Consider the following 19816-nt stretch of genomic DNA (forward strand, 5'->3'; position numbering starts at 1 on the left):
CAGTAAAAGGACGCAAAAATGCGCCACCCTATCCTATCGGCCGTCTGCATCGCAGGCGTCGTCGCACTAGCAGGCTGCGGCAAAAAATCCGGCGAGGACACCGTGACTCGCGCGTTCCAAGACGTAAATGTCGTGGATGAAAGCAACCTGAATGATGTGATGTTGACTGTCGCGGACCCGAACGAGGCCGTGAGCTACTTCACCCGCACCGCACAGGAAAAGCCCGATCGCATCGACATCCAGCGCAGCCTTGGCAAGTCGCTGATCCGCGCCAAGCGCAACCAGGAAGCAGCCGTTGTTTGGGGCAAGGTCGCGGGCGCAAAAGATGCCACCGCCGATGACAAGATCGATTACGCCAATGCGCTGATCCGTGCAGGCGATTGGGCCAAGGCCGAAGAGACACTGGATTCTGTCCCGCCAACCCATGAAACCTATAATCGCTACCGGCTCGAGGCGATCGTCGCCGACAGCAAGCAGGAATGGGACAAAGCCGACAGCTTTTATGAAATCGCCATCGGACTGACCACCAAACCCGGTTCGGTCATGAACAACTGGGGCTATTCCAAGCTCACTCGCGGCGATTATCAGGCGGCAGAACGTCTGTTTGGCGAAGCCGTCAAACAGGATCCGACCCTTTTTACAGCCAAGAACAACCTGATCCTCGCCCGTGGCGCGCAGCGCGAGTACAGCCTGCCGCCGATTGAGATGGACCAGACCGAACGTGCGCAGTTGCTGCATACGCTTGCTTTGTCCGCGATCAAAAAGGGCGATGTTGAAACGGGCAAAGGCTTGCTGCGCGACGCCATCAGCACCCATCCACAACACTTCGAAGCCGCTGTCCGGTCCCTGCGCGCACTCGAAAACGCAGCCTAGCCCCGGTGGAGATCACCAGCTATGCCGCGCTTTGGTTTTTGCCCTTCGCGCTGCCGCTTTGCGCCTATACGATCTATACCGATCTCGCCTTTATGCGGATTACCAACGTCACGGTGATCGCGCTGGCGGCCGTGTTTGTCATCATCGGCCCCATCGTCCTACCGTTTGACAGCTATCTTTGGCACCTGCTGGCGATGGTTGCGGCCCTCGTTGTGGGCATCTTTATGAACGCAGGTGGGCTGATGGGTGCAGGCGATGCGAAATTCATTGCTGCGGCCACCCCGTTCTTCGCGCTCGGGGATCTGCAGTTTCTGATGGCGCTTTTCATGACCACGCTGATCGCGGCCTATATCATTCATCGCGCTGCCAAATATTCACCCCTACGCAAGCTCGCGCCGCAGTGGGTCAGCTGGCACGAAGCCAAGAAATTCCCCATGGGTCTCGCGCTTGGCACCGTGCTTGGCGCATATTTAATGCTCGGTGCCTACTTCGGGGCCTGAATTTGCCATATTCGGCCGCTAAGACGTGGGGCAGCCCTGTACCTCCATGAAAGTAGCCCTTCGTGAATATGCAAAAGAGCGCCGTCATGGCCCCTCCTCCGCCACGCACCATCCAAGAGATGAAGCTGCCCGTGGTGATGATGCGCGACATCATGATCAAGACGATGTTTCGCAAGAACGTCACTATGGTCAGCGAGATGGCCAAGGCCATATGCCTGCCTTTGCAGGTCACGCAGGAATTGGTGGACCTGTCGCGCGAACAACGTCTTCTCGAAGCGACGGGCACGCTCAACGCGAATAGCGGCAATGAAATGGGCTATCAGCTGACCGATCTGGGGAAGAACCGCGCGCTGGATGCATTGGCGCAATCAGAATATTTCGGTCCGATGCCAGTTCCGCTTGAGGTGTACCGCGAACAGGTCAAACGCCAGTCGGTACGCAACATGCAGATCACCCGCGCCCGCCTCGAAGCCGCGATGGGCCATCTGGTGCTTCCTCCGGAATTGATTGGCAATCTGGGCCCGGCTGTTACGGCAGGCCGATCCATCCTGATGTACGGCCCTCCCGGCAACGGCAAGTCCAGTATTTCAAACGGTATCCGCGATGCGCTTGGCGACAAGATCTACGTCCCGCGGGCGATCGAATATGCCGGACAGGTGATCACCGTCTACGACCCAATCGTCCACTCCGCTGCGATCGAGGAAGAACAAGACCCGACATCGTTGCGCCGCGTGACCCGCTTTGACACCCGCTATGTCAAATGCGAACGCCCCACCGTGATCACTGGCGGCGAGCTGACGCTTGATATGCTCGATCTGGTCTATAATCCCACCGCACGCACCTATCAGGCACCGCTGCAGCTGAAATCCACGGGCGGCATCTTTATCGTCGACGACCTTGGCCGCCAGTCCGAACCACCGCAGGCACTGGTCAACCGCTGGATCGTGCCGCTGGAAGAAAACAAAGACATCCTGGCCCTGCAATCAGGCGAGAAATTCGAAGTGCCCTTTGATACGCTGGTAGTGTTTTCGACCAACTTTCACCCCAATGAAATCTTTGACCAAGCCGCCCTGCGCCGGATCTTTTTCAAGATCAAGATCGATGGCCCCAATCAGGAAATCTTTCTCAAGATTTTTGCCATGGTCGCCAAAAAGCGGAACATCAAGCTCGACGAGGCGTCACTGATCCACCTGCTAAAAACCAAATACCCCACCATCGACAACACCTTCGCCAACTATCAACCGATTTTCCTGATCGACCAGATGATCGCGATTTGCGACTTTGAAGGCATCCCCCACCAGATGCGCCCCGATCTGGTTGACCGCGCATGGGCCAATATGTTCGTCGCGGATGAAACCATCGTAAGGTAACACGGCGCGAAAAACCGGCGCGGGAATCTGCTTCATTTTGCCCGATAAACTCCGGGGGTGCGGGGGCTGGCCCCCGCGGGCAAACACCCTATCTTGCACCCCATGCAAACCCTGCCCCCCAAATTCACTGACTGGTTCGCCAACAAAGGCTGGGCTATTCACCCGCACCAGCAGGATATGCTGGATCGCGCCGACGCCCCCGCGTTGCTGCTGATCGCCCCCACGGGCGGCGGCAAGACGCTGTCAGGCTTTCTGCCCACGTTGGTTGATTTAGCAGAGGGCGAGCATGACGGGATGCACACACTTTATATCTCACCGCTCAAGGCACTGGCGGCGGATATCAAACGCAATCTCACCACCCCCGTGACCGAGATGGGGCTTCCCATCCGGATCGAGGACCGCACCGGCGACACCTCGCAGACCCGCAAGCGCCGGCAACGCGCAGATCCGCCTCACATCTTGCTGACCACCCCCGAAAGCCTCGCGCTGCTGACCTCCTACGAGGACGCGCCCCGCATGTTCAAAGGGCTCAAACGCGTGGTGATCGACGAGATCCACGCGCTCGCCGACAGCAAACGCGGCGACCAGCTGATGCTGGCGCTGGCACGGCTGCAATGCTTATGTCCGGGTCTGAAACGGGTGGGCCTGTCGGCCACGGTCGAAGACCCTGCGGCCATCGCCCACTTTATGGCACGCCACCCCGATCCCTGCCCGATCCTGATGGCCGACCCCGGACCGCCGCCGGATATCCAAATGCTGCATACAGACGCGGCCCCGCCGTGGTCCGGCAACGGCGCCGCCTATGCGATCCCTGCGGTGCTCGAACAGGTACGCCAGCATAAAACCACCCTGATCTTCCACAACACCCGCGCCCAAGCCGAGATTTTCTTTCACAACCTCTGGCTTGCCAACGAAGACAGCCTGCCCATCGGTATCCACCACGGCTCTCTTGACCGTCAGCAACGCGAACGGGTCGAAGCCGCGATGGTGCGCGGCGACCTGCGGGCCATTGTCTGCACCGGCAGCCTCGATCTTGGGATCGACTGGGGCGACGTCGATCTTGTGATCCAGATCGGTGCCCCGAAAAATGTGAAACGTCTCGTGCAACGCATCGGGCGCGCTAACCACCGCTACAACGCCCCGTCCAAGGCGCTGCTGGTGCCCGCGAACCGGTTCGAAGTCGTTGAATGCGTGGCCGCGCTCGACGCCGTATTGGCCGGAGAGCTTGACGGCGACCCGCGCGGACCCGGCCCACGAGACGTCTTGTGCCAGCATATCCTGATCACCGCCTGCGCCGGTCCCTTCGACGCCGATGCGCTATATGCCGAGGTGACCTCGGCCGGTGCCTACGCGGGCCTTACCCGCGCCGCGTTCGACGCCTGCCTCGATTTCTGCGCCACGGGTGGCTACGCGCTGCGGGCCTATGACAGGTGGCAACGGCTGCTATATACGGACGGTAAATGGCACCTGCGCGACCCCCGCAGCAGCCAGCGCATCCGCATGAACATCGGCACCATCCAAGATACCGATACGCTCAAGGTACGGATGAAACGCAATCGCGGCGGCAAACCACTGGGCGAGATCGAAGAGGGCTTTGCAGCCACGCTGAGCGCGGGCGACACATTTCTAATTGGCGGGCAGATTGTCAAATACGAAGGCCTGCGAGAAATGACCGTCGAGGTCAGCCGCTCTGCCGCCAAGAAACCACGCGTTGCCACCTTCATGGGCACGAAATTCGCCACCTCCACCCAGCTTTCGGCCCGGGTGCAACGCATGTTCACCCAAGACAGCTGGCCCGACCTGCCGCGTCACACTGCCGAATGGCTTGCGCTACAGCGCGACGTCAGCCAGCTCCCGCAACCGGGGCGCTTGCTGATCGAAAGCTTCCCCCACGATGGCCGCGCCCAAACGGTGATCTACGGCTTTGCCGGTCGCAACGCACAACAGACCCTCGGCTTGCTGCTGACCAAACGGATGGAAGAGCTTGGCCTCAACCCCTTGGGTTTTGTAGCCACTGACTATGCCACGCTGATCTGGGGTCTTGATCCCGTCGATGATCCGACCCCGCTGGTTGATGCCGCGGCGCTTCACGACGGGCTTGACCTTTGGCTGGCAGGCAACGCCGTGATGAAACGCACCTTTCGCGCTGCCGCCACGATCGCTGGGTTGATTGAACGCAACACTCCACAGGCGCACAAGTCGGGCCGTCAGGCGACCTTCAGCTCGGATATTCTCTACGATACACTGCTGAAATACGAACCAGATCACCTGCTTCTCGACATCACCCGCGAAGAGGCGCTACGCGGCTTGGTGGACTTTGGCCGCATCGAAGAGATGCTGCACCGGATCAAAGGCCGTATCGATCACCGCACCCTCGACCGTGTCAGCCCGCTGTCAGCGCCACTGTTTCTGGAAATGGGACGTGTGCCGGTCAAGGGGCAAGCTGAAGAGCGACTGCTGGCCGAGGAATCCGCCCAGCTGATGGAGGCCTCCGGTCTGGCACAGATCACCCCTGCACCTGACAATATCCCTCTCAAGCGACGCTAAACCCGGCAACCGTCCGGCATATGAGTATTTTTAAAAGGGTGAATTAACCTTGGATAAAGGTATCTCTGGCAAACATACCTCGCGGTACAGGCTGGAGAGCCGATGACCGTAAAGGGTGAAGATGCCCCCGACCCGCTGCCTCTGGGCGTGTCGAGGGTGTCTTCCGCTTCACCCTTTTACAAATACTCCTGCGCCCCTGCGTCGCACCAAAACTTCGGCCCGCGCCCCTTGCGCCTGCCGGTAAACTTGGTGATGAACGCAGCATGAACATCGGGTATGAATTCGACTTTTGCGGCGCGCGGCTGACGGCGCTTGGCTCTGGTGCCTTGTGGTGGGCAGATCACGGGCTGCTCTGCGTGTCCGACCTGCATCTGGGCAAAGCCGAACGGATCGCGCGGCGCGGCGGCACGGTGCTTCCCCCTTACGAGACGATGGACACGTTGACCCGGCTTGCGGCGGCGCTTGACCGTGTGCCCGCGCGCGTCGTGATGTGTCTGGGCGACAGTTTCGACGATCTGCACGCGGCCCATGCGTTGCCCGAAGCAGCGCGGCTGACGTTGACCCAGCTTCAAGCAGGGCGGCAGTGGTTGTGGATCGAGGGCAACCATGATCCCGGACCTGTCGCATTGGGCGGAGAACATCTGGCCGAGGTCACCATCGGCCCCCTGCGGTTTCGCCATATTGCGCAGCCGGATACGCAGGCCGAAGTTTCGGGGCATTACCACCCCAAGGCACGGCTGCGCCTGCGTGGGCGGGCGGTGACGCGACCGGCGTTCCTGTATGACGACCAGCGGCTGATCATGCCTGCCTTTGGCACCTATACTGGAGGGCTGTTTAGTGACGCGCCGGTGCTACAAGCATTGATGGGTCCACAGGCCTGCGCCATACTGACCGGACCGCAGCCCACCGCGATCCCAATGCCGCGCTAGTCGCAGTCACGGGGCCGGATATCGACGTTGAAAGAGGCCCCATGACACCGCAAGAAATCGCCCGCATCCGCGACAGCTTTGCCGCACAGACCATGATGCAGACCCTCGGCGCTGAGCTCAGCGATGTGTCGAAGGGGCTGATCCGGATCGAAGCCCCGATCCTCCCCGGCACGCGGCAGCAGCAAGGGTTCGGGCATGCGGGGCTGACGTTCTCTATCGGGGACAGCGCTGCGGGCTATGCCGCGTTGACAACGCTGCCCTTGGATACCGAGGTCGTCACCGCCGAAATCAAGATCAACCTGCTGGCCCCCGCACGCGGAGATCGGCTGATCGCGATTGGCAAGGTGGTCAAACCGGGCAAGCGGCTTTGTGTGGTCACGGCGGAAGTCTTTGCGCAAAGCGGCGACCAGCAGGTGCTGATCGCCTTGTTGCAGGGCACGATGGTGCCGGTGCCAGCGACGGTGGACTAGGCCGTCAGCCCTTCGGGTTCAGGCAGATCATGGGCGCGGCAGCAGGCGGTGACCGTATTGGCCAGCAGGCAAGCGATGGTCATCGGACCTACGCCTCCCGGCACCGGGGTGATCGCACCGGCCACCGCGACGCAGCTGTCAAAGTCGACATCCCCCACCAGACGGGTCTTGCCTTCGCCCCGCTCTGGCGCGTCCAGGCGGTTGATGCCTACGTCGATGACGGTCGCGCCCGGTTTGATCCAGTCGCCGGGCACCATCTCGGGTCGGCCCACGGCCGCAATCACGATGTCAGCGCGGCGCACGACGGCGGCGAGGTCCTTGGTCCGTGAATGGGCAATGGTGACGGTGCAGCTGTCGTTCAGCAGAAGCTGTGCCATCGGCTTACCGACGATATTGCTGCGCCCGATCACGACCGCATCCATCCCTGACAGGCTGCCGTGGTGGTCGCGCAGCATCATCAGACAGCCAAGCGGCGTGCAGGGCACCATGGACTTCTGTCCTGTACCCAAAAGCCCTACATTCGAGATATGAAACCCGTCGACATCTTTGGCCGGATCAATCGCGCTGATCACGAGGTCTTCGTTCAGGTGATCGGGCAAGGGGAGCTGTACGAGAATGCCGTGGATCGTATCATCGTTGTTCAGGGCGTCGATCAGGGACAGCAGTTCCGCCTCTGATGCTGTGTCCTCAAGCCGGTGTTCGACCGACTTCATGCCCACTTCCTTGGTCATCTTGCCCTTGGATTTGACATAGACCTCTGAGGCGGGATCGGCACCGACCAACACCACAGCCAGCCCCGGCGTGATCCCATGATCGTCCTTCAGCCGCGTGACATGCTGGGCGACCTGCCCCCGCACCTGTGCTGCAAATGCCTTGCCGTCGATGATCGTCGCTGTCATAGGGACCGTCCTTTGTCTGTAGGGGCGCTGGTATCACCTGCCACAGCAGATGACGGCGCGAAGGGGCGACCCTCCGCGCCCTGTTCATACGCGCTTAGAACAGACCTTCAACATCGCCGATGTCATTAAGGCGAATATTTTCAGCAGAAGGCACCCGTGGCAGGCCCGGCATGGTCATGATCTCGCCGCAGATCGCCACGACAAAGCCGGCACCCGCGGACAGACGGACTTCGCGCACGGGGATGGTAAAGCCGGTTGGCGCACCGCGGGCTTCGGGGTCGGTGGTGAAACTGTATTGCGTCTTGGCCATACAGACCGGCAGATCGCCATAGCCCTGCTCTTCCCAGTCCTTCAGCTGATTGAGGATTTTCTGGTCCATGACCGCCGCGTCGGCACGGTAGATCTTTGTGGCGATCGTGTTGATCTTTTCGGCCAGCGGCATCGCGTCGGGATACAGCGTGGTGAAATTCGATTGCCCCTTCTCGATCGTCTCGACGACCTTTTGCGCCAGATCAGCGGACCCTGCGCTGCCCAATTCCCAATGGCGTGACAGCACGGCCTCGGAGCCTTGCGAAGCGACGTAGTCCTTGACCGCTTGCACCTCCGCCTCAGTATCCGTGACGAAATGGTTGATCGCGACGATCACCGGCACGCCAAAGGATTTTAGGTTCTCGATGTGGCGACCAAGGTTGGGGCAACCGGCCTGCACGGCGTCGACGTTTTCAGCGCCCAGATCGGCCTTGGCCACGCCGCCGTTCATCTTCATCGCGCGCACGGTGGCCACGACCACGACACAGGACGGTGCAAGCCCCGCCTTGCGGCATTTGATGTTCAGGAATTTTTCAGCCCCCAGATCGGCCCCAAATCCGGCTTCGGTCACCACGTAATCTGCCAGTTTCAGCGCGGTGGTCGTCGCAATGACAGAGTTGCAGCCGTGGGCGATATTCGCAAAGGGACCGCCGTGCACAAAGGCTGGGTTGTTTTCCAGCGTCTGCACAAGGTTCGGCTGCATCGCGTCTTTCAGCAGCACGGTCATCGCGCCGTCCGCCTTGAGATCGCTCGCATAGATGGGTTTACGCTCGCGGGTGTAGGCTACGATCATATCGCCAAGACGCTTTTGCAGATCGCTCAGGTCTTTGGCCAGACAAAGGATCGCCATGACCTCGGATGCGACAGTAATGTCGAAGCCCGTTTCGCGTGGGAACCCGTTAGAGACACCGCCCAGCGATGCCGTGATCTGACGCAGGGCGCGGTCATTCATGTCGACGACGCGCCGCCAGACGACACGACGCAGATCGATCTCAAGCGCGTTGCCCCAGTAGATGTGGTTGTCGATCATCGCGCTCAGCAGATTGTGCGCCGAAGTGATCGCGTGGAAGTCGCCCGTAAAGTGCAGGTTCATTTCTTCCATCGGAACGATTTGCGCATACCCGCCCCCCGCAGCACCGCCCTTCATGCCAAAGTTCGGCCCAAGCGATGCCTCGCGGATGCAGACAGCAGCATTCTTGCCGATGCGGTTCAGCCCGTCACCCAGACCAACAGTCGTGGTCGTCTTGCCCTCGCCCGCGGGGGTGGGGTTAATCGCTGTCACCAAGATCAGCTTGCCATCTGGCCGTTCCTGCACCGAGTTGATAAACTTCTGCGATACCTTTGCCTTGTCGTGGCCGTAGGGCAGCAGATCATCGCTGCTGATCCCCAGCTTTTGTCCGATCTCTTGGATGGGGCGTTTGCTGGCTTCGCGTGCGATTTGGATGTCGGATTTAAATGTCATATATGCTCCCTGATGCGCCGTCGGCATTCTGTGTTTGTTATTGCCTCAATATGCCTGTGGGGCCATGGGCAGAGGGCGCAATTCCGACATATCCGGCTCTTGATGCGGCGAGACGGTCGGACGGGCTGCCGTTTTGCCCGCTGAGGGCGCGATGATACGCCGCAAACGGGCTTAGCCGTGCTGCCAGGCGGGTTGATCAGGGATGAACAGGCGCAACGTATCCCCGACCCTCAGCAGCCCCTCGCGTTCGATCCAGGCGGTCACGCCCCGCCGGTTAGCAGCGGCAGTCTTGAACTTGGGGCCATGGCCGGGGCTGTCTTTTTCGATCTCGCGACCGGGCAACACGCAGGGGCGGTTTTCCGTATCGACGGTAATCGTCGCACCAGAGGTCGCTTGCAGCCGCGCATTGGGCGGCACATGGGTGAAATCGGGTATGCCCTTGATGACCATCGACGTGCCTAGGTGTACGGGGTCCAGTGCCTCCATCCCCATATCTGCGGCGATCAGGGCCATTTCTTCAGCAGACAGGATAGACAACTGGCGCACGTTCCGGATCTCGGTGCCCTTGGGATAGAGGTTCGTGACCCGCACGCAGGACGCGCGGGTCAGCCCTGCGTGCACGTCATCCTCGAAACCGGCGTAGCTGGCAAAGGCCGCGTCGACGGGTTCTGCGCGGCGACCCTTGGCGAGTTTCGGCACCACGCCAAGCCACGTAATCGTAGCGGTAAATTTCGTTTCTTTCATCGTGGGCATTGCGCACGTCCTTTGTGATGCGTTGTCGGCAATCTGCGCAAAGCTGCACAAAAAGAAAAGGCCCCGCGGGTGCGGGGCCTTTCGTTTCGTTCAAACTAACTCAGCGCGAAAGTGTCAAACGCTTGGCTCAGGCTCCATCCCGCTTGGCGGAGGCGTTTTCTTGCCTTTGGCCTTGGGGATCGCGGTCAGGCTTGGCTTGTCCATGCCGCTGGTGTCGTCGCCGTCGGGGTCTTGCGGCGGTTTGCCTTCCATGACGCGTTTGATCTCTTCGCCGGTAAGGGTTTCGTATTCCAGCAAGCCTTGTGCCAGACGTTCGAATTCTTCCTCATGGTCAGTGATCATTTTAAAGGCACGGTCGTAACCTTCGTCGATGATGCGCTTCACTTCGGATTCGATCAGTTCCTTGGTGGCCGCAGAAACGCTGAACCCACCTGCGCCGCCATTGGCCTGATAACCGGCTGCTGCTTCGGAATAGTCGATGTTCCCGACCTTGTCCGACATGCCCATACGCATCACCATGCCGCGTGCCAGTTGGCTGGCCTGCATGATATCGCCCATCGGGCCAGAGGAGACAGTCTCAGCGCCGTACTTGAAAATTTCTGCCGCTTTGCCCGCCATGGTCATGGCGATCTTTTGTTCGGCTTCGTCCTTGAACATCTGCAGCTTGTCCATTTCGGGCAGGCTCATCACCATGCCCAAAGCACCGCCACGCGGAATGATCGTCGCCTTATAGACCGGATCACATTTCGGCAGCTTGATCCCGACGATGGCGTGACCGGCTTCGTGGTAGGCGGTCTTTTCCTTCTGGTCCTGCGTCAGGACCATAGAGCGGCGTTCCGCCCCCATCATGATCTTGTCTTTGGCGGATTCGAAATCCATCATCGCGACAAAGCGACGGCCCACGCGTGCCGCGGTCAGGGCGGCCTCGTTCACAAGGTTCGCCAGATCGGCACCAGAGAAGCCGGGCGTGCCGCGTGCGATAATGCGCAGGTCCACATCAGGCCCAAGCGGGGTTTTGCGAGCGTGCACCCCAAGAATCTTTTCGCGACCCTTGATGTCGGGGTTGCCCACGGTGACCTGACGGTCAAAGCGGCCAGGACGCAGCAAGGCAGGGTCCAGCACGTCTTTGCGGTTGGTCGCGGCGATGATGATCACGCCTTCGTTCGCCTCAAAGCCGTCCATTTCAACCAGCAGTTGGTTCAATGTCTGTTCGCGCTCGTCGTTGCCACCACCGTAGCCCGCGCCACGGGACCGGCCCACGGCATCGATTTCGTCGATGAAAACGATACACGGTGCGTTTTTCTTGGCCTGTTCGAACATGTCGCGCACGCGGGAGGCACCGACACCGACGAACATCTCGACAAAGTCAGAACCAGAGATGGTGAAGAACGGCACACCCGCCTCACCCGCAATCGCGCGTGCCAGCAGTGTTTTACCGGTACCGGGAGGGCCCTCGAGCAAGGCACCTTTGGGGATCTTGCCGCCCAAACGGCTGAACTTTTGCGGGTTGCGCAGGAATTCAACGATCTCTTCCAGCTCTTCTTTGGCTTCGTCGATGCCCGCAACGTCGTCAAAGGTCACGCGGCCATGCTTTTCGGTCAGCATCTTGGCCTTGGACTTGCCAAAGCCCATCGCCCCACCTTTGCCGCCGCCTTGCATGCGGTTCATGAAATAGATCCATACACCGATCAGCAGAAGGATCGGCAACAGCGACATCAGGAATGTCTGGAAACCGGATTGTTGCTGGGGTTCGGCGCGCACCGGAATGTCCTTGGACATCAGCAGGCTGGTGACTTCGGCGTCTTCGGGCCGGATCGTGACATAGTCACTACCATCGGCACGGCGGAAACGAACTTGTTCGCCATCTAGCGTGACGTTGCGCACATCGCCTGCCTCTACAGCGGTCACAAATTCAGAATAGCTGATTTCGCGGCTTTGCATCCCGCCAGTCGAACCGCTGAACAGGTTGAACAGCGCCAAAACCAAAAGCATCAATACAACCCAAAAGGCGAGATTGCGCATATTACCCAAAGGAAAGTCTCCTACATCCGGGGGACGGCACCAAACACAGCGCCCTATGTCTGTAAGATAGACACGATCGGCACATGTTCAATGCGTCATATGTGCGGCGAAAAAAGCATCTTCACCGCGTTCGAGCACTGCTTGCCAGTTTTGCGACCCACCGACAAGGGGGGCAGCGACCAGTTCCACGCCCTGCCACACCGCCGGAGAGGACAATAGCACCCCTCGCGGCACCGCCAGATCGCGCCAATTCGCAAAGTGGTGCAACCCTTCTGCACCTAAGGGCCTAATGATGGTCTGGTCCGTAGGGGATGACATGCCCGTGCAAGGCTTCATGCGCCAGCGCCCATCCCAAAGCGTATTAGCAGGGCAACTGAGCGCACGCACAGCCTGCAACTCTCTGAAAATCCAAAGTTTATCGCCCTTTAAGCGCAATTCGCAGCCCTGTACCGTCGCCGCCCCTGCTGCCAAAAGCGCTGCCATCACGTCGGCCAAGGCGCTGCTGCGGGGGGCGTAGGGTGCCCCGTTGACCCAAGCGATGGCATGCGTGACCAGACGGCGGCGGGTCTCTGTCGGAAGGTCGCGCAAACCCTGCCATTCGATTGCCACCGCGCCACACTCTATTGTGGCAAGGGCACGTGCAGCGGCGCACATCTGCACATCAAGCGCCCTGCGGGCATCCGAAAGGTTACCCGAGACATCAGCGAGTGCTGCAGAATCAACGCCCAATTCGGTTAATACGGCAAGCGCCTTGCGGATGCGGACCCGCGCGTAACTGTCGTCTTCATTGCTTGGGTCTTCAGCCCACGCGATCCCGCGCTGCCTGAGAAAATCGCGCAAATCATCCCGCCGTGCGTCCAAAAGGGGCCTGTGCCAGCGCATGCCGTGGCGGTCAAAGACGGCAGGCATCCCCGACAACCCGTCGACCCCTGCACGTCGGCCCAAACGCATCACGAATGTCTCGGCCTGATCGTCAGCCGTGTGGCCGATGCAAACGGCACCGATACCATGCCCACGCGCCCAATCAGCCAGCAGCTGGTACCGAGCTTTGCGGGCTTCGTTCTGGAGATTTCCGCTGCCGTCCCAATCTGACCACCGCAGTGTTTCATGGGAAACGCCAAGCGCGTCGCATTGATCGGCAACCATCGCGGCCTCTGCGGCGGCTTCGGGGCGCAGGCCGTGGTCGACAGTGGCCGCGAAAAGGGGAATGCCCCGCGGGGCAGCATAGTCATGCAACAGATGCAAAAGCGCAATTGAATCGCCGCCCCCCGACACCGCCACACCAAGGGCGGCGGGCGGCGCGGGATCAAAGCTGGCGGCGATCCTTTCCGCCAACCCGACAGTCATAAGATCACTGGCAGGCAAGCACGCTGCGTTCGGATTGGGCTTGGGCGACGAAGGGGCTCGTTGGGAAACGGGACGCGACTTCGCCAAGCGTAACACAGGCTTCTTGGGTTTGACCCAATGCGCCAAGGGAACTGCCAAGCTGGTACAGCGCCTCTGCCGCGACGGGGCCGTTTGGATCGGTGCTAAAGCTCGCAAGATAGGCCCGAGCAGCTTCGCGCGTGTCGCCTAACCCGTCCAAAGCATCGCCGCGCCGCAGATCGGCCTCGGGGCCTAGCGGCCCGCCTGGGTAGGTCTGATTAAAGGCCGCAAACTGGTCCGCGGCGGTGCGAAAGTCACCGTCAGCGAGCGCCGCCTTCGCCCGCTCAAAGTCTGTTTTCTCACCGACAGCAAGTTCCGCGGTGTTGGTTGTGGTAGAGTTGGAGGTCAAAGGATCAACCGGTGCCGGCACGGGCGTGGCCGGTGCCATAGTCGCAGGCATCTCGCCCCCGCCAAGGGTAGAGGTCTGACCAAGGTTCCCGACGTCACCGCCTTCTAGTTCGACGAGCCGGAATTCCAGATCACCGATCCGGTTGGTCCCATCTGTGACCACCCGGTTAATCTGGTTTTCCAGCTCTTCTGTTTTAGAGGTCAGGCGTTGCAGTTCGCTTTCCATTGCGTTGACACGCTCAAGCACCGATCCACCCGTAACCGCAACGCTTGCGCTGCCACTAGTAGAAAGTTCCCGGCGCAGTTTTTGCACCTCGACGTTCAGCACAGTCAGTTCCTGACGCACATCCGCCAAAGTCTGCGCGTCCTGCGCTTGCGCTGTCACCGGCCCAAAGGCCAGCCCAAGCGCGACAATCAAAGCAAACCGCATATTAAATTCCTAACCTAACGTAGACGACTTAGCTGGTCAGACCGCCCGCAAGTACGGTCACGGCCCGACGGTTCTTGGCATAGCAGGCCTCGTTCGAACAAATCTCGATCGGACGTTCCTTACCATAGCTTACAACGCGCAGACGGCTGGCTGCGATCCCGCGAGAGAGCAAATATTCGCGCGCAGCATTGGCCCGGCGTGCCCCAAGCGCAAGGTTGTATTCCCGCGTGCCCTGCTCGTCCGCGTGACCTTCGATCACGGCCTGATAGTCGGTGTTGGTGTTCAACCAAGCGGCCTGACCGTCCAGCGTCGCCTGTCCTTCGGGGGTCAGGGTAGATTGGTCGATCAAGAACAAGACGCGGTCACCGATGGCTTGTTGGAAATATGCGGTGGACGCAGGGTCGTTCACGCTGCCAGGAACGATGCCCCCGTTGAGGCCCGCGCCGTTCGCGGCCCCGTTGTTCATGCCGTCCGCACCAAAGCGGTCAGGGTTGGTACAGGCCGAAACGGCCAGGGCTGCGATCAATAGAGTTGCGGTAAGAATGCGGTTCATGGACTTTGCCTTTTTGACGATAGCATTTTGTGTGTCAGTTGTGACGGTGGTACCACAGCGCCTTGGCATTGGGAAACACCAAGGCACTATGGCTCATTTTTACTTCTGAAGCGGCGACCAAGATGGATCGGAGCCGCCCTCTTGGGTGCGCACAGGCTTGAGGTTCCGGCCAGAGATATCGACCGAATACAGCGACGACGCTCCGCCTGCCCCTTGGGTTTCGCGCGCAAACATAATGACCCGTCCGTTTGGTGCCCATGTCGGGCCCTCATCCAGGAAGGACGCGGTCAGCAGACGTTCCTCGGACCCGTCCAAACGCATCACACCAATGTGGAACCGGCCCTTGTTCTGCTTGGTAAAGGCCACCAGATCGCCGCGCGGCGACCAGACCGGCGTGCCATACCGCCCTTCGCCGAACGAGATCCGCGTCGCCTCCCCGCCTGACGCAGGCATGACGTAAAGCTGCTGCGACCCGGAACGATCGCTCTCGAACACAATCCGGCTGCCGTCGGGCGAATAGCTGGGTGCGGTTTCAATCGCGGGCGTATTGGTCAGACGGGTCGATTGGCCGGTGCCGATATCCATCGTAAAGATATCCGTGTTCCCGCCTTGGGTCAGCGAATAGACCACGGTATTCCCGGACGGAGAGAACCGCGGCGCAAAGCTCATGGTGCCTTCGGCGCTTTCCAGCACGCGGCGCTGCACCGATCCGATGTCCAACACATAGATCCGCGGAAAGCCGCTTTCATAGCTGGTGTACAAAATACGATCCCCCGACGGCGAGAACCGCGGTGCCAGCACGATGGACGAGCTGTCCGTCAGATAGCGCACATTGGCCCCATCATAATCCATTACAGCCAGACGTTTCGCGCGGTCATCCTTGGGGCCCGTTTCCGAGACATAGACGACGCGGCTGTCGAAATAGCCGCCCTCGCCGGTGATGCGCGAATAGACAGCGTCCGCCACCTTATGCGCCATCCTGCGCCAGCCATCGACAGTCCCCGCAAATTGCAGACCCGATCCCAGTTCGGCACCGGAAAACACATCATACAAACGGAACTTCACGTTCAGCGTATTGCCCGACACGCTGACGGCACCGGTGATCAGCGCTTGCGCGTTGATCGCCTTCCAGTCGGCGTATTGGATTGGCGCGTTAAAATCGCTCACGGTCGAAATATAGGCGCTGGCTGGCACTTCGCGGAACAGACCGGAGCCAACAAGATCCTCGGACACGACACGCGCCAGATCGACCGCCATCTGCCCTGCGTCACCGCTTTCGGGCTGAAAGCTGGGCACGGCAAAGGGCAAGGGTTCAATGACACCTTCGGTAATCTCGATCCGCAAAGGTCCGTCCTGCGCCTGCGCAACCGAGGCAACACCGCCGATAAGCGCGAGACATATGCTCAGAATTCGTACAATCATTTGATGCGCATCCTTTCAGGATTAAAGGTCATCTCAATATTCTGCCATTGACCGAATTTTTCTACAGGAAGCTGGTAGCCGCGCGCACCACAGCGGATAATCGCCCGCCGTGCAGCTTCGAATGCCTGATCGGCGGCCCCCTGCGACCCGCCTGAACTGCTGGTCAGCTTGATCGAATTGGTCTGTGGCGTGCCATCCTGATTCATGGCGACGCTTACCACAACAGTAGTGCGCAATGCCTCCGAGGAAAGCGAACCGACGTTCCAGCACGAAGATACCGCCACGCGCAGCGATTCCTTCTCGCCCGCAGACAAGGGTGGACCGGACGGGGCCGACGGCGCGGGTGACGCGTCAGGTGTGCCCATGGCTTCTGCGAGCGCTGCCGCCACGGCGTCTTTGTCCGTTGTCGGCTCGGGCTTGGGGGCCTCGGGCTTAGGCGTTTCCGGTTTTGGGGTTGCAGGCTTGGGCGTTTCTGGCTTCGGCGTCTCGACAGGTTTCTCCGCCACCTGCGGCGCGGGTGGTGTCGGGCGACGTGCGGGTGGGCGGGCCGATTGATTCGGCGACGCTTTAGGTGCTTCCGCGGCTTCGGTCACGATCTGTGTCGTCGCCTCCTCGGGAGCGGTGGCTTCTTGCGCTTCTTCCACGACCTTCTCTGCCGGTGCGTCCGGTGTCGCCGCTTCGCGCAGAACTTCATCGGTGCGTGCCTCGGGATCCGGAGCCTCGACGGGTTCAGGGGCCACACGCTCTACGGGGCGCGGCACGGCGACGGGGGCCTCTTCAGGTGCGAGAACGGCGACATCTGCCGGCGGCTCGGGCAGTTCCGGTGCCTGCTCGCTCACCTCTTCAGAGGGCGGCGGCGCGACGGGTTCCGGCACGGGCTCTGGTTCCGGCGCTGGTTCTGGTTCGGGCGCAGGCTCCGCCTCGGGTGCGGGCTCGGGTTCAGGGGTGGGCTCCGGCTCGGGTGCAGGTTCGGGCGCAGGCTTCGCTGCTGCCTCTGCCTGCGCAGACTGCGCTGCAGCGACCATCTCGTCATATTGCGCGGCCGAAATGACCGAAACTTCCTGCATCTCCACAGGTTCGGTGCGCGAGGTAAAAATATTACCCAGCAACAGCCAGCCAATGAGCCCCAGGTGACCCGCGCCAGAGATGTAATGCCCCTTGTGCATACTTACCCGCCTGACGCGCCTGTGCCGTCCAACTTTGGTCCGCCGGTTTCAGTGACCAGACCAATGTTGCTAAAGCCACCTGCGTTCAACGCGCCCATGACTTCCATGATCGACGCATAAGGCACAGTCCCGTCAGCCCGCAGAAACACGCGGTCGCTGGCACGCTCTGCCGAAATGGCACGCAGCTTGGACACCAGATCATCGCGGCCGGTTTCGGTCTTCTGTATCTGCACAGAGCCGTCCGCGAGAACGGTCACGGTCAAAGGCTCCTCCTGCTCGGACGGCAGGGCCGTTGCCGCCGTCTTGGGCAGTTCAACCGGCACACCGACCGTCAACAAAGGCGCCGCGACCATAAAGATAATCAAGAGCACCAACATCACGTCAACAAACGGCGTGATGTTAATCTCTGCCATCGGCTGCGCCCGACCGCGACGGCGGCCACGGCCACCCCCGCCTTGTTTTTTCATCACACCACCTGCCATGGCTCAGCTATCCAGCTGACGGCTAAGAATGGTGGCAAATTCATCGGCAAAAGCTTCGTAGCCGCCCAGAATGCGGTCTGAATCCGCGCTCAGCTTATTGTAGAAAATAACCGCCGGAATAGCTGCCAAAAGGCCGATCCCCGTGGCCAGCAATGCCTCGGCGATACCGGGGGCGACGACAACAAGACTGGTATTTTGTTGTGCGGCGATCTCGATAAAGGAGTTCATGATCCCGAACACGGTCCCGAACAGACCGATGAACGGCGCAGTGGACCCTGTGGTTGCCAACACGGGCAAGCCTTTTTGCAGACGCTCTGCTTCTTTGGCGATGGCCACGTCCATGCTGCGGTCGATCCGCGCGGTGGCACCGGGGATCAGCCCGCCATCCTCGCGATGCGACCGACGCCATTCCGTCATACCGGCGGCGAAAATCTTTTCGGCAGCCCCATCGGGGTTCGAACCGATTGTGTCATAAAGCCCATCCAAAGGTTCGCCCGACCAGAACGCCTGATCGAACCGTTCGGCTTCGGCTTTGGCATGGCGATACTGGATCATCTTCTGGACAATGATCGACCACGACCAGAAGGACGCAGCGATCAACATGATCATCACGAGTTTTACGGTAATTGTCGCGCGGAGAAATAGGCCCAAGAGCGAGAAATCAATCTCGCTCGCCGCCGCCAGCGTTTCTGCTTCCATCGGTCCTGCTCTTTTCGTTGCGCCCCTTAGGGGCTTCATCTGCCTCAACGGCCCTGTTTTCCAAGGCGCTATTTGGCACAAGCTTAGCCGAAGGCAACATCTATTGCTAGGATTATGGGGGCTATCCGCCGGCTAGACAGGGATTGAGCGAAGTTTCGCTGGCAACCGACAGGGTTTACCGGAGGCCGCGATACAAACGATCGTGACCACCGCCCGAAACAGGACCACATCGCCGCGTTTGACCTCTTGCTGCATGACCATGCGTGCGGGCGTGATCGACGTGGGCCACGTCACGACATTCAGCATGTCATCAAAGACGGCGGGCTGGATATAGTCGCCTTCTACCCGTCGCACAGCAAAGACCACACCTTCGGCCTTCATCGCCAGCTGGTCGATCCCCATCTCGCGCACCCAATCACTGCGCGCCCGTTCTATATAGCGCAGGTAGTTCGCGTAATAGACGATCCCCGCCATGTCGGTATCTTCATAGTAAACGCGAATGGGTAGATGGTGGGTCACTGTACGGCTCCGATCCGGGCGAACAGGCGCAATGCGTGGGACGGGTCCTGTGCCACAGCGGGCATCACAGGGTCATAGGCTGCGCGCAACAGCGCTGCGATCTCGGGCTTCAGGATCGTTGCCCCATCGTGCAGCGCCAGCGGCGATGCCTCACGAAACGCGGCATCAGACCAAAGCACAAACGATTGCACGATCTGCCCAAGCGCCAGAGCCTGCGCCGGCATCGCGCTCAGCTGGGCATCCATGCGCAGGAAAACGAAACAGGCCTTGATCGCTCCCGCCTCGTCAAATCGGAACAGACGGTATTGATTGGCCCCCGCCGCTTCCAGCTTTTGGACCAAGGGGGTAAGGTCGGGGACCAGCCGGTCAAGATCAGGGACCTCTGTCAGCTCTGACCACTCCTTAAAGAAGAACATCATCAGATTGCTACCAAGCTCCGGATCCGTTTCGGACATGCTATGCCCCGCCAGCTGGCATGTCGCCTCTATCGCGCTTTTGACCACGATCAGCGTCGTATCATCAACGCCAAACACGACAGGCGCCAAGGGGCGGCCCCACCGGGCAAAGGCGTAGGTGTCGTCGCTTCGGGTAAACAGCGCTTCGATCTCTTGTGGTGTCATCTCAACTTCCAAATGGTC

19 protein-coding genes are annotated in these 19816 nt (G+C 60.4%); 6 read left to right on the forward strand and 13 right to left on the reverse strand.

The window, feature by feature from the left end; genetic code table 11:
• The first annotated feature begins 18 nt into the window (after nucleotides 1-18).
• The 6 genes from GLP52_RS09510 to GLP52_RS09535 all read left to right on the forward strand — a co-directional run bounded on the left by GLP52_RS09510 (nucleotide 19) and on the right by GLP52_RS09535 (nucleotide 6689).
• Nucleotides 19-873: a tetratricopeptide repeat protein gene (locus GLP52_RS09510; RefSeq protein ID WP_237272264.1), complete on the forward strand. Its 855-nt coding sequence runs from the start codon at nucleotides 19-21 to the stop codon at nucleotides 871-873.
• Nucleotides 874-878: 5 nt separating this feature from the next.
• Nucleotides 879-1373, forward strand: a complete 495-nt coding sequence (locus tag GLP52_RS09515; protein WP_093733374.1) for a prepilin peptidase — start codon at nucleotides 879-881, stop codon at nucleotides 1371-1373.
• A gap of 62 nt (nucleotides 1374-1435) precedes the next feature.
• Entirely contained in the window at nucleotides 1436-2743 is a 1308-nt protein-coding gene (locus GLP52_RS09520; protein ID WP_237272265.1) for an ATPase, read from the forward strand.
• Between the two features lie 102 nt (nucleotides 2744-2845).
• Nucleotides 2846-5290: a ligase-associated DNA damage response DEXH box helicase gene (locus tag GLP52_RS09525; protein ID WP_237272680.1), complete on the forward strand. Its 2445-nt coding sequence runs from the start codon at nucleotides 2846-2848 to the stop codon at nucleotides 5288-5290.
• Between the two features lie 263 nt (nucleotides 5291-5553).
• Nucleotides 5554-6219, forward strand: coding sequence for a ligase-associated DNA damage response endonuclease PdeM (gene pdeM, locus GLP52_RS09530; protein ID WP_237272266.1), 666 nt, complete (start codon nucleotides 5554-5556; stop codon nucleotides 6217-6219).
• A gap of 41 nt (nucleotides 6220-6260) precedes the next feature.
• On the forward strand, nucleotides 6261-6689 hold the full coding sequence (locus GLP52_RS09535; protein WP_093733377.1) for a PaaI family thioesterase: 429 nt from the start codon (nucleotides 6261-6263) through the stop codon (nucleotides 6687-6689).
• Here the strand turns inward: GLP52_RS09535 and folD are convergent.
• From folD to GLP52_RS09600, 13 genes are all read right to left on the reverse strand, one after another.
• Nucleotides 6686-7588 carry a bifunctional methylenetetrahydrofolate dehydrogenase/methenyltetrahydrofolate cyclohydrolase FolD gene (gene folD / locus GLP52_RS09540; protein ID WP_237272267.1) on the reverse strand — a complete coding sequence of 301 codons (903 nt, stop codon included), beginning with the start codon at nucleotides 7586-7588 and terminating at the stop codon, nucleotides 6686-6688. The genes GLP52_RS09535 and folD overlap by 4 nt on opposite strands.
• Nucleotides 7589-7682: 94 nt before the next feature.
• Nucleotides 7683-9359 (reverse strand): formate--tetrahydrofolate ligase, encoded by a 1677-nt coding sequence (locus tag GLP52_RS09545; RefSeq protein WP_237272268.1) that lies wholly within the window; start codon nucleotides 9357-9359, stop codon nucleotides 7683-7685.
• A 171-nt stretch (nucleotides 9360-9530) separates the two neighbouring features.
• Nucleotides 9531-10112, reverse strand: a complete 582-nt coding sequence (locus GLP52_RS09550) for an MOSC domain-containing protein (RefSeq protein ID WP_093733380.1) — start codon at nucleotides 10110-10112, stop codon at nucleotides 9531-9533.
• Nucleotides 10113-10226: 114 nt separating this feature from the next.
• Nucleotides 10227-12143 (reverse strand): ATP-dependent zinc metalloprotease FtsH, encoded by a 1917-nt coding sequence (ftsH, locus tag GLP52_RS09555; protein ID WP_093733381.1) that lies wholly within the window; start codon nucleotides 12141-12143, stop codon nucleotides 10227-10229.
• A 78-nt stretch (nucleotides 12144-12221) separates the two neighbouring features.
• Nucleotides 12222-13481 (reverse strand): tRNA lysidine(34) synthetase TilS, encoded by a 1260-nt coding sequence (gene tilS, locus GLP52_RS09560; protein ID WP_237272269.1) that lies wholly within the window; start codon nucleotides 13479-13481, stop codon nucleotides 12222-12224.
• A gap of 4 nt (nucleotides 13482-13485) precedes the next feature.
• Nucleotides 13486-14337, reverse strand: coding sequence for a tol-pal system protein YbgF (gene ybgF, locus GLP52_RS09565; protein ID WP_093733382.1), 852 nt, complete (start codon nucleotides 14335-14337; stop codon nucleotides 13486-13488).
• A gap of 28 nt (nucleotides 14338-14365) precedes the next feature.
• On the reverse strand, nucleotides 14366-14890 hold the full coding sequence (gene pal / locus GLP52_RS09570) for a peptidoglycan-associated lipoprotein Pal (RefSeq protein ID WP_093733383.1): 525 nt from the start codon (nucleotides 14888-14890) through the stop codon (nucleotides 14366-14368).
• 99 nt (nucleotides 14891-14989) lie between these two features.
• A complete protein-coding gene (gene tolB / locus GLP52_RS09575) occupies nucleotides 14990-16312 on the reverse strand; it encodes a Tol-Pal system beta propeller repeat protein TolB (protein WP_093733384.1) in 1323 nt (440 codons plus the stop codon).
• Nucleotides 16309-17478 (reverse strand): energy transducer TonB, encoded by a 1170-nt coding sequence (locus GLP52_RS09580; protein WP_237272270.1) that lies wholly within the window; start codon nucleotides 17476-17478, stop codon nucleotides 16309-16311. The genes tolB and GLP52_RS09580 overlap by 4 nt, the downstream gene beginning before the upstream one ends.
• Nucleotides 17479-17480: 2 nt before the next feature.
• A complete protein-coding gene (gene tolR, locus GLP52_RS09585; protein ID WP_093733386.1) occupies nucleotides 17481-17960 on the reverse strand; it encodes a protein TolR in 480 nt (159 codons plus the stop codon).
• Between the two features lie 3 nt (nucleotides 17961-17963).
• Nucleotides 17964-18659, reverse strand: coding sequence for a protein TolQ (gene tolQ / locus GLP52_RS09590; protein ID WP_093733387.1), 696 nt, complete (start codon nucleotides 18657-18659; stop codon nucleotides 17964-17966).
• Between the two features lie 132 nt (nucleotides 18660-18791).
• Nucleotides 18792-19178 carry a tol-pal system-associated acyl-CoA thioesterase gene (gene ybgC / locus GLP52_RS09595; RefSeq protein WP_093733388.1) on the reverse strand — a complete coding sequence of 129 codons (387 nt, stop codon included), beginning with the start codon at nucleotides 19176-19178 and terminating at the stop codon, nucleotides 18792-18794.
• Nucleotides 19175-19798, reverse strand: coding sequence for a hypothetical protein (locus tag GLP52_RS09600; RefSeq protein ID WP_237272271.1), 624 nt, complete (start codon nucleotides 19796-19798; stop codon nucleotides 19175-19177). Before GLP52_RS09600 ends, ybgC begins: the two co-directional genes overlap by 4 nt.
• Between the last annotated feature and the right edge of the window lie 18 nt (nucleotides 19799-19816).

Origin of the sequence: Sulfitobacter sp. M22, assembly GCF_021736025.1 — a bacterium.
Taxonomy (GTDB): domain Bacteria; phylum Pseudomonadota; class Alphaproteobacteria; order Rhodobacterales; family Rhodobacteraceae; genus Sulfitobacter; species Sulfitobacter litoralis.

What these genes read in the sequence shown, in the direction of transcription:
- GLP52_RS09510 (WP_237272264.1), top strand. Translation starts at nt 19, where the DNA reads ATGCGCCACCCTATCCTATCGGCCGTCTGCATCGCAGGCGTCGTCGCA.
- GLP52_RS09525 (WP_237272680.1), top strand. Translation starts at nt 2,846, where the DNA reads ATGCAAACCCTGCCCCCCAAATTCACTGACTGGTTCGCCAACAAAGGC.
- pdeM (WP_237272266.1), top strand. Translation starts at nt 5,554, where the DNA reads ATGAACATCGGGTATGAATTCGACTTTTGCGGCGCGCGGCTGACGGCG.
- GLP52_RS09535 (WP_093733377.1), top strand. Translation starts at nt 6,261, where the DNA reads ATGACACCGCAAGAAATCGCCCGCATCCGCGACAGCTTTGCCGCACAG.
- folD (WP_237272267.1), bottom strand. Translation starts at nt 7,588, where the DNA reads ATGACAGCGACGATCATCGACGGCAAGGCATTTGCAGCACAGGTGCGG.
- GLP52_RS09545 (WP_237272268.1), bottom strand. Translation starts at nt 9,359, where the DNA reads ATGACATTTAAATCCGACATCCAAATCGCACGCGAAGCCAGCAAACGC.
- GLP52_RS09550 (WP_093733380.1), bottom strand. Translation starts at nt 10,112, where the DNA reads ATGCCCACGATGAAAGAAACGAAATTTACCGCTACGATTACGTGGCTT.
- tilS (WP_237272269.1), bottom strand. Translation starts at nt 13,481, where the DNA reads ATGACTGTCGGGTTGGCGGAAAGGATCGCCGCCAGCTTTGATCCCGCG.
- ybgF (WP_093733382.1), bottom strand. Translation starts at nt 14,337, where the DNA reads ATGCGGTTTGCTTTGATTGTCGCGCTTGGGCTGGCCTTTGGGCCGGTG.
- pal (WP_093733383.1), bottom strand. Translation starts at nt 14,890, where the DNA reads ATGAACCGCATTCTTACCGCAACTCTATTGATCGCAGCCCTGGCCGTT.
- tolB (WP_093733384.1), bottom strand. Translation starts at nt 16,312, where the DNA reads ATGATTGTACGAATTCTGAGCATATGTCTCGCGCTTATCGGCGGTGTT.
- GLP52_RS09580 (WP_237272270.1), bottom strand. Translation starts at nt 17,478, where the DNA reads ATGCACAAGGGGCATTACATCTCTGGCGCGGGTCACCTGGGGCTCATT.
- tolR (WP_093733386.1), bottom strand. Translation starts at nt 17,960, where the DNA reads ATGGCAGGTGGTGTGATGAAAAAACAAGGCGGGGGTGGCCGTGGCCGC.
- tolQ (WP_093733387.1), bottom strand. Translation starts at nt 18,659, where the DNA reads ATGGAAGCAGAAACGCTGGCGGCGGCGAGCGAGATTGATTTCTCGCTC.
- GLP52_RS09600 (WP_237272271.1), bottom strand. Translation starts at nt 19,798, where the DNA reads ATGACACCACAAGAGATCGAAGCGCTGTTTACCCGAAGCGACGACACC.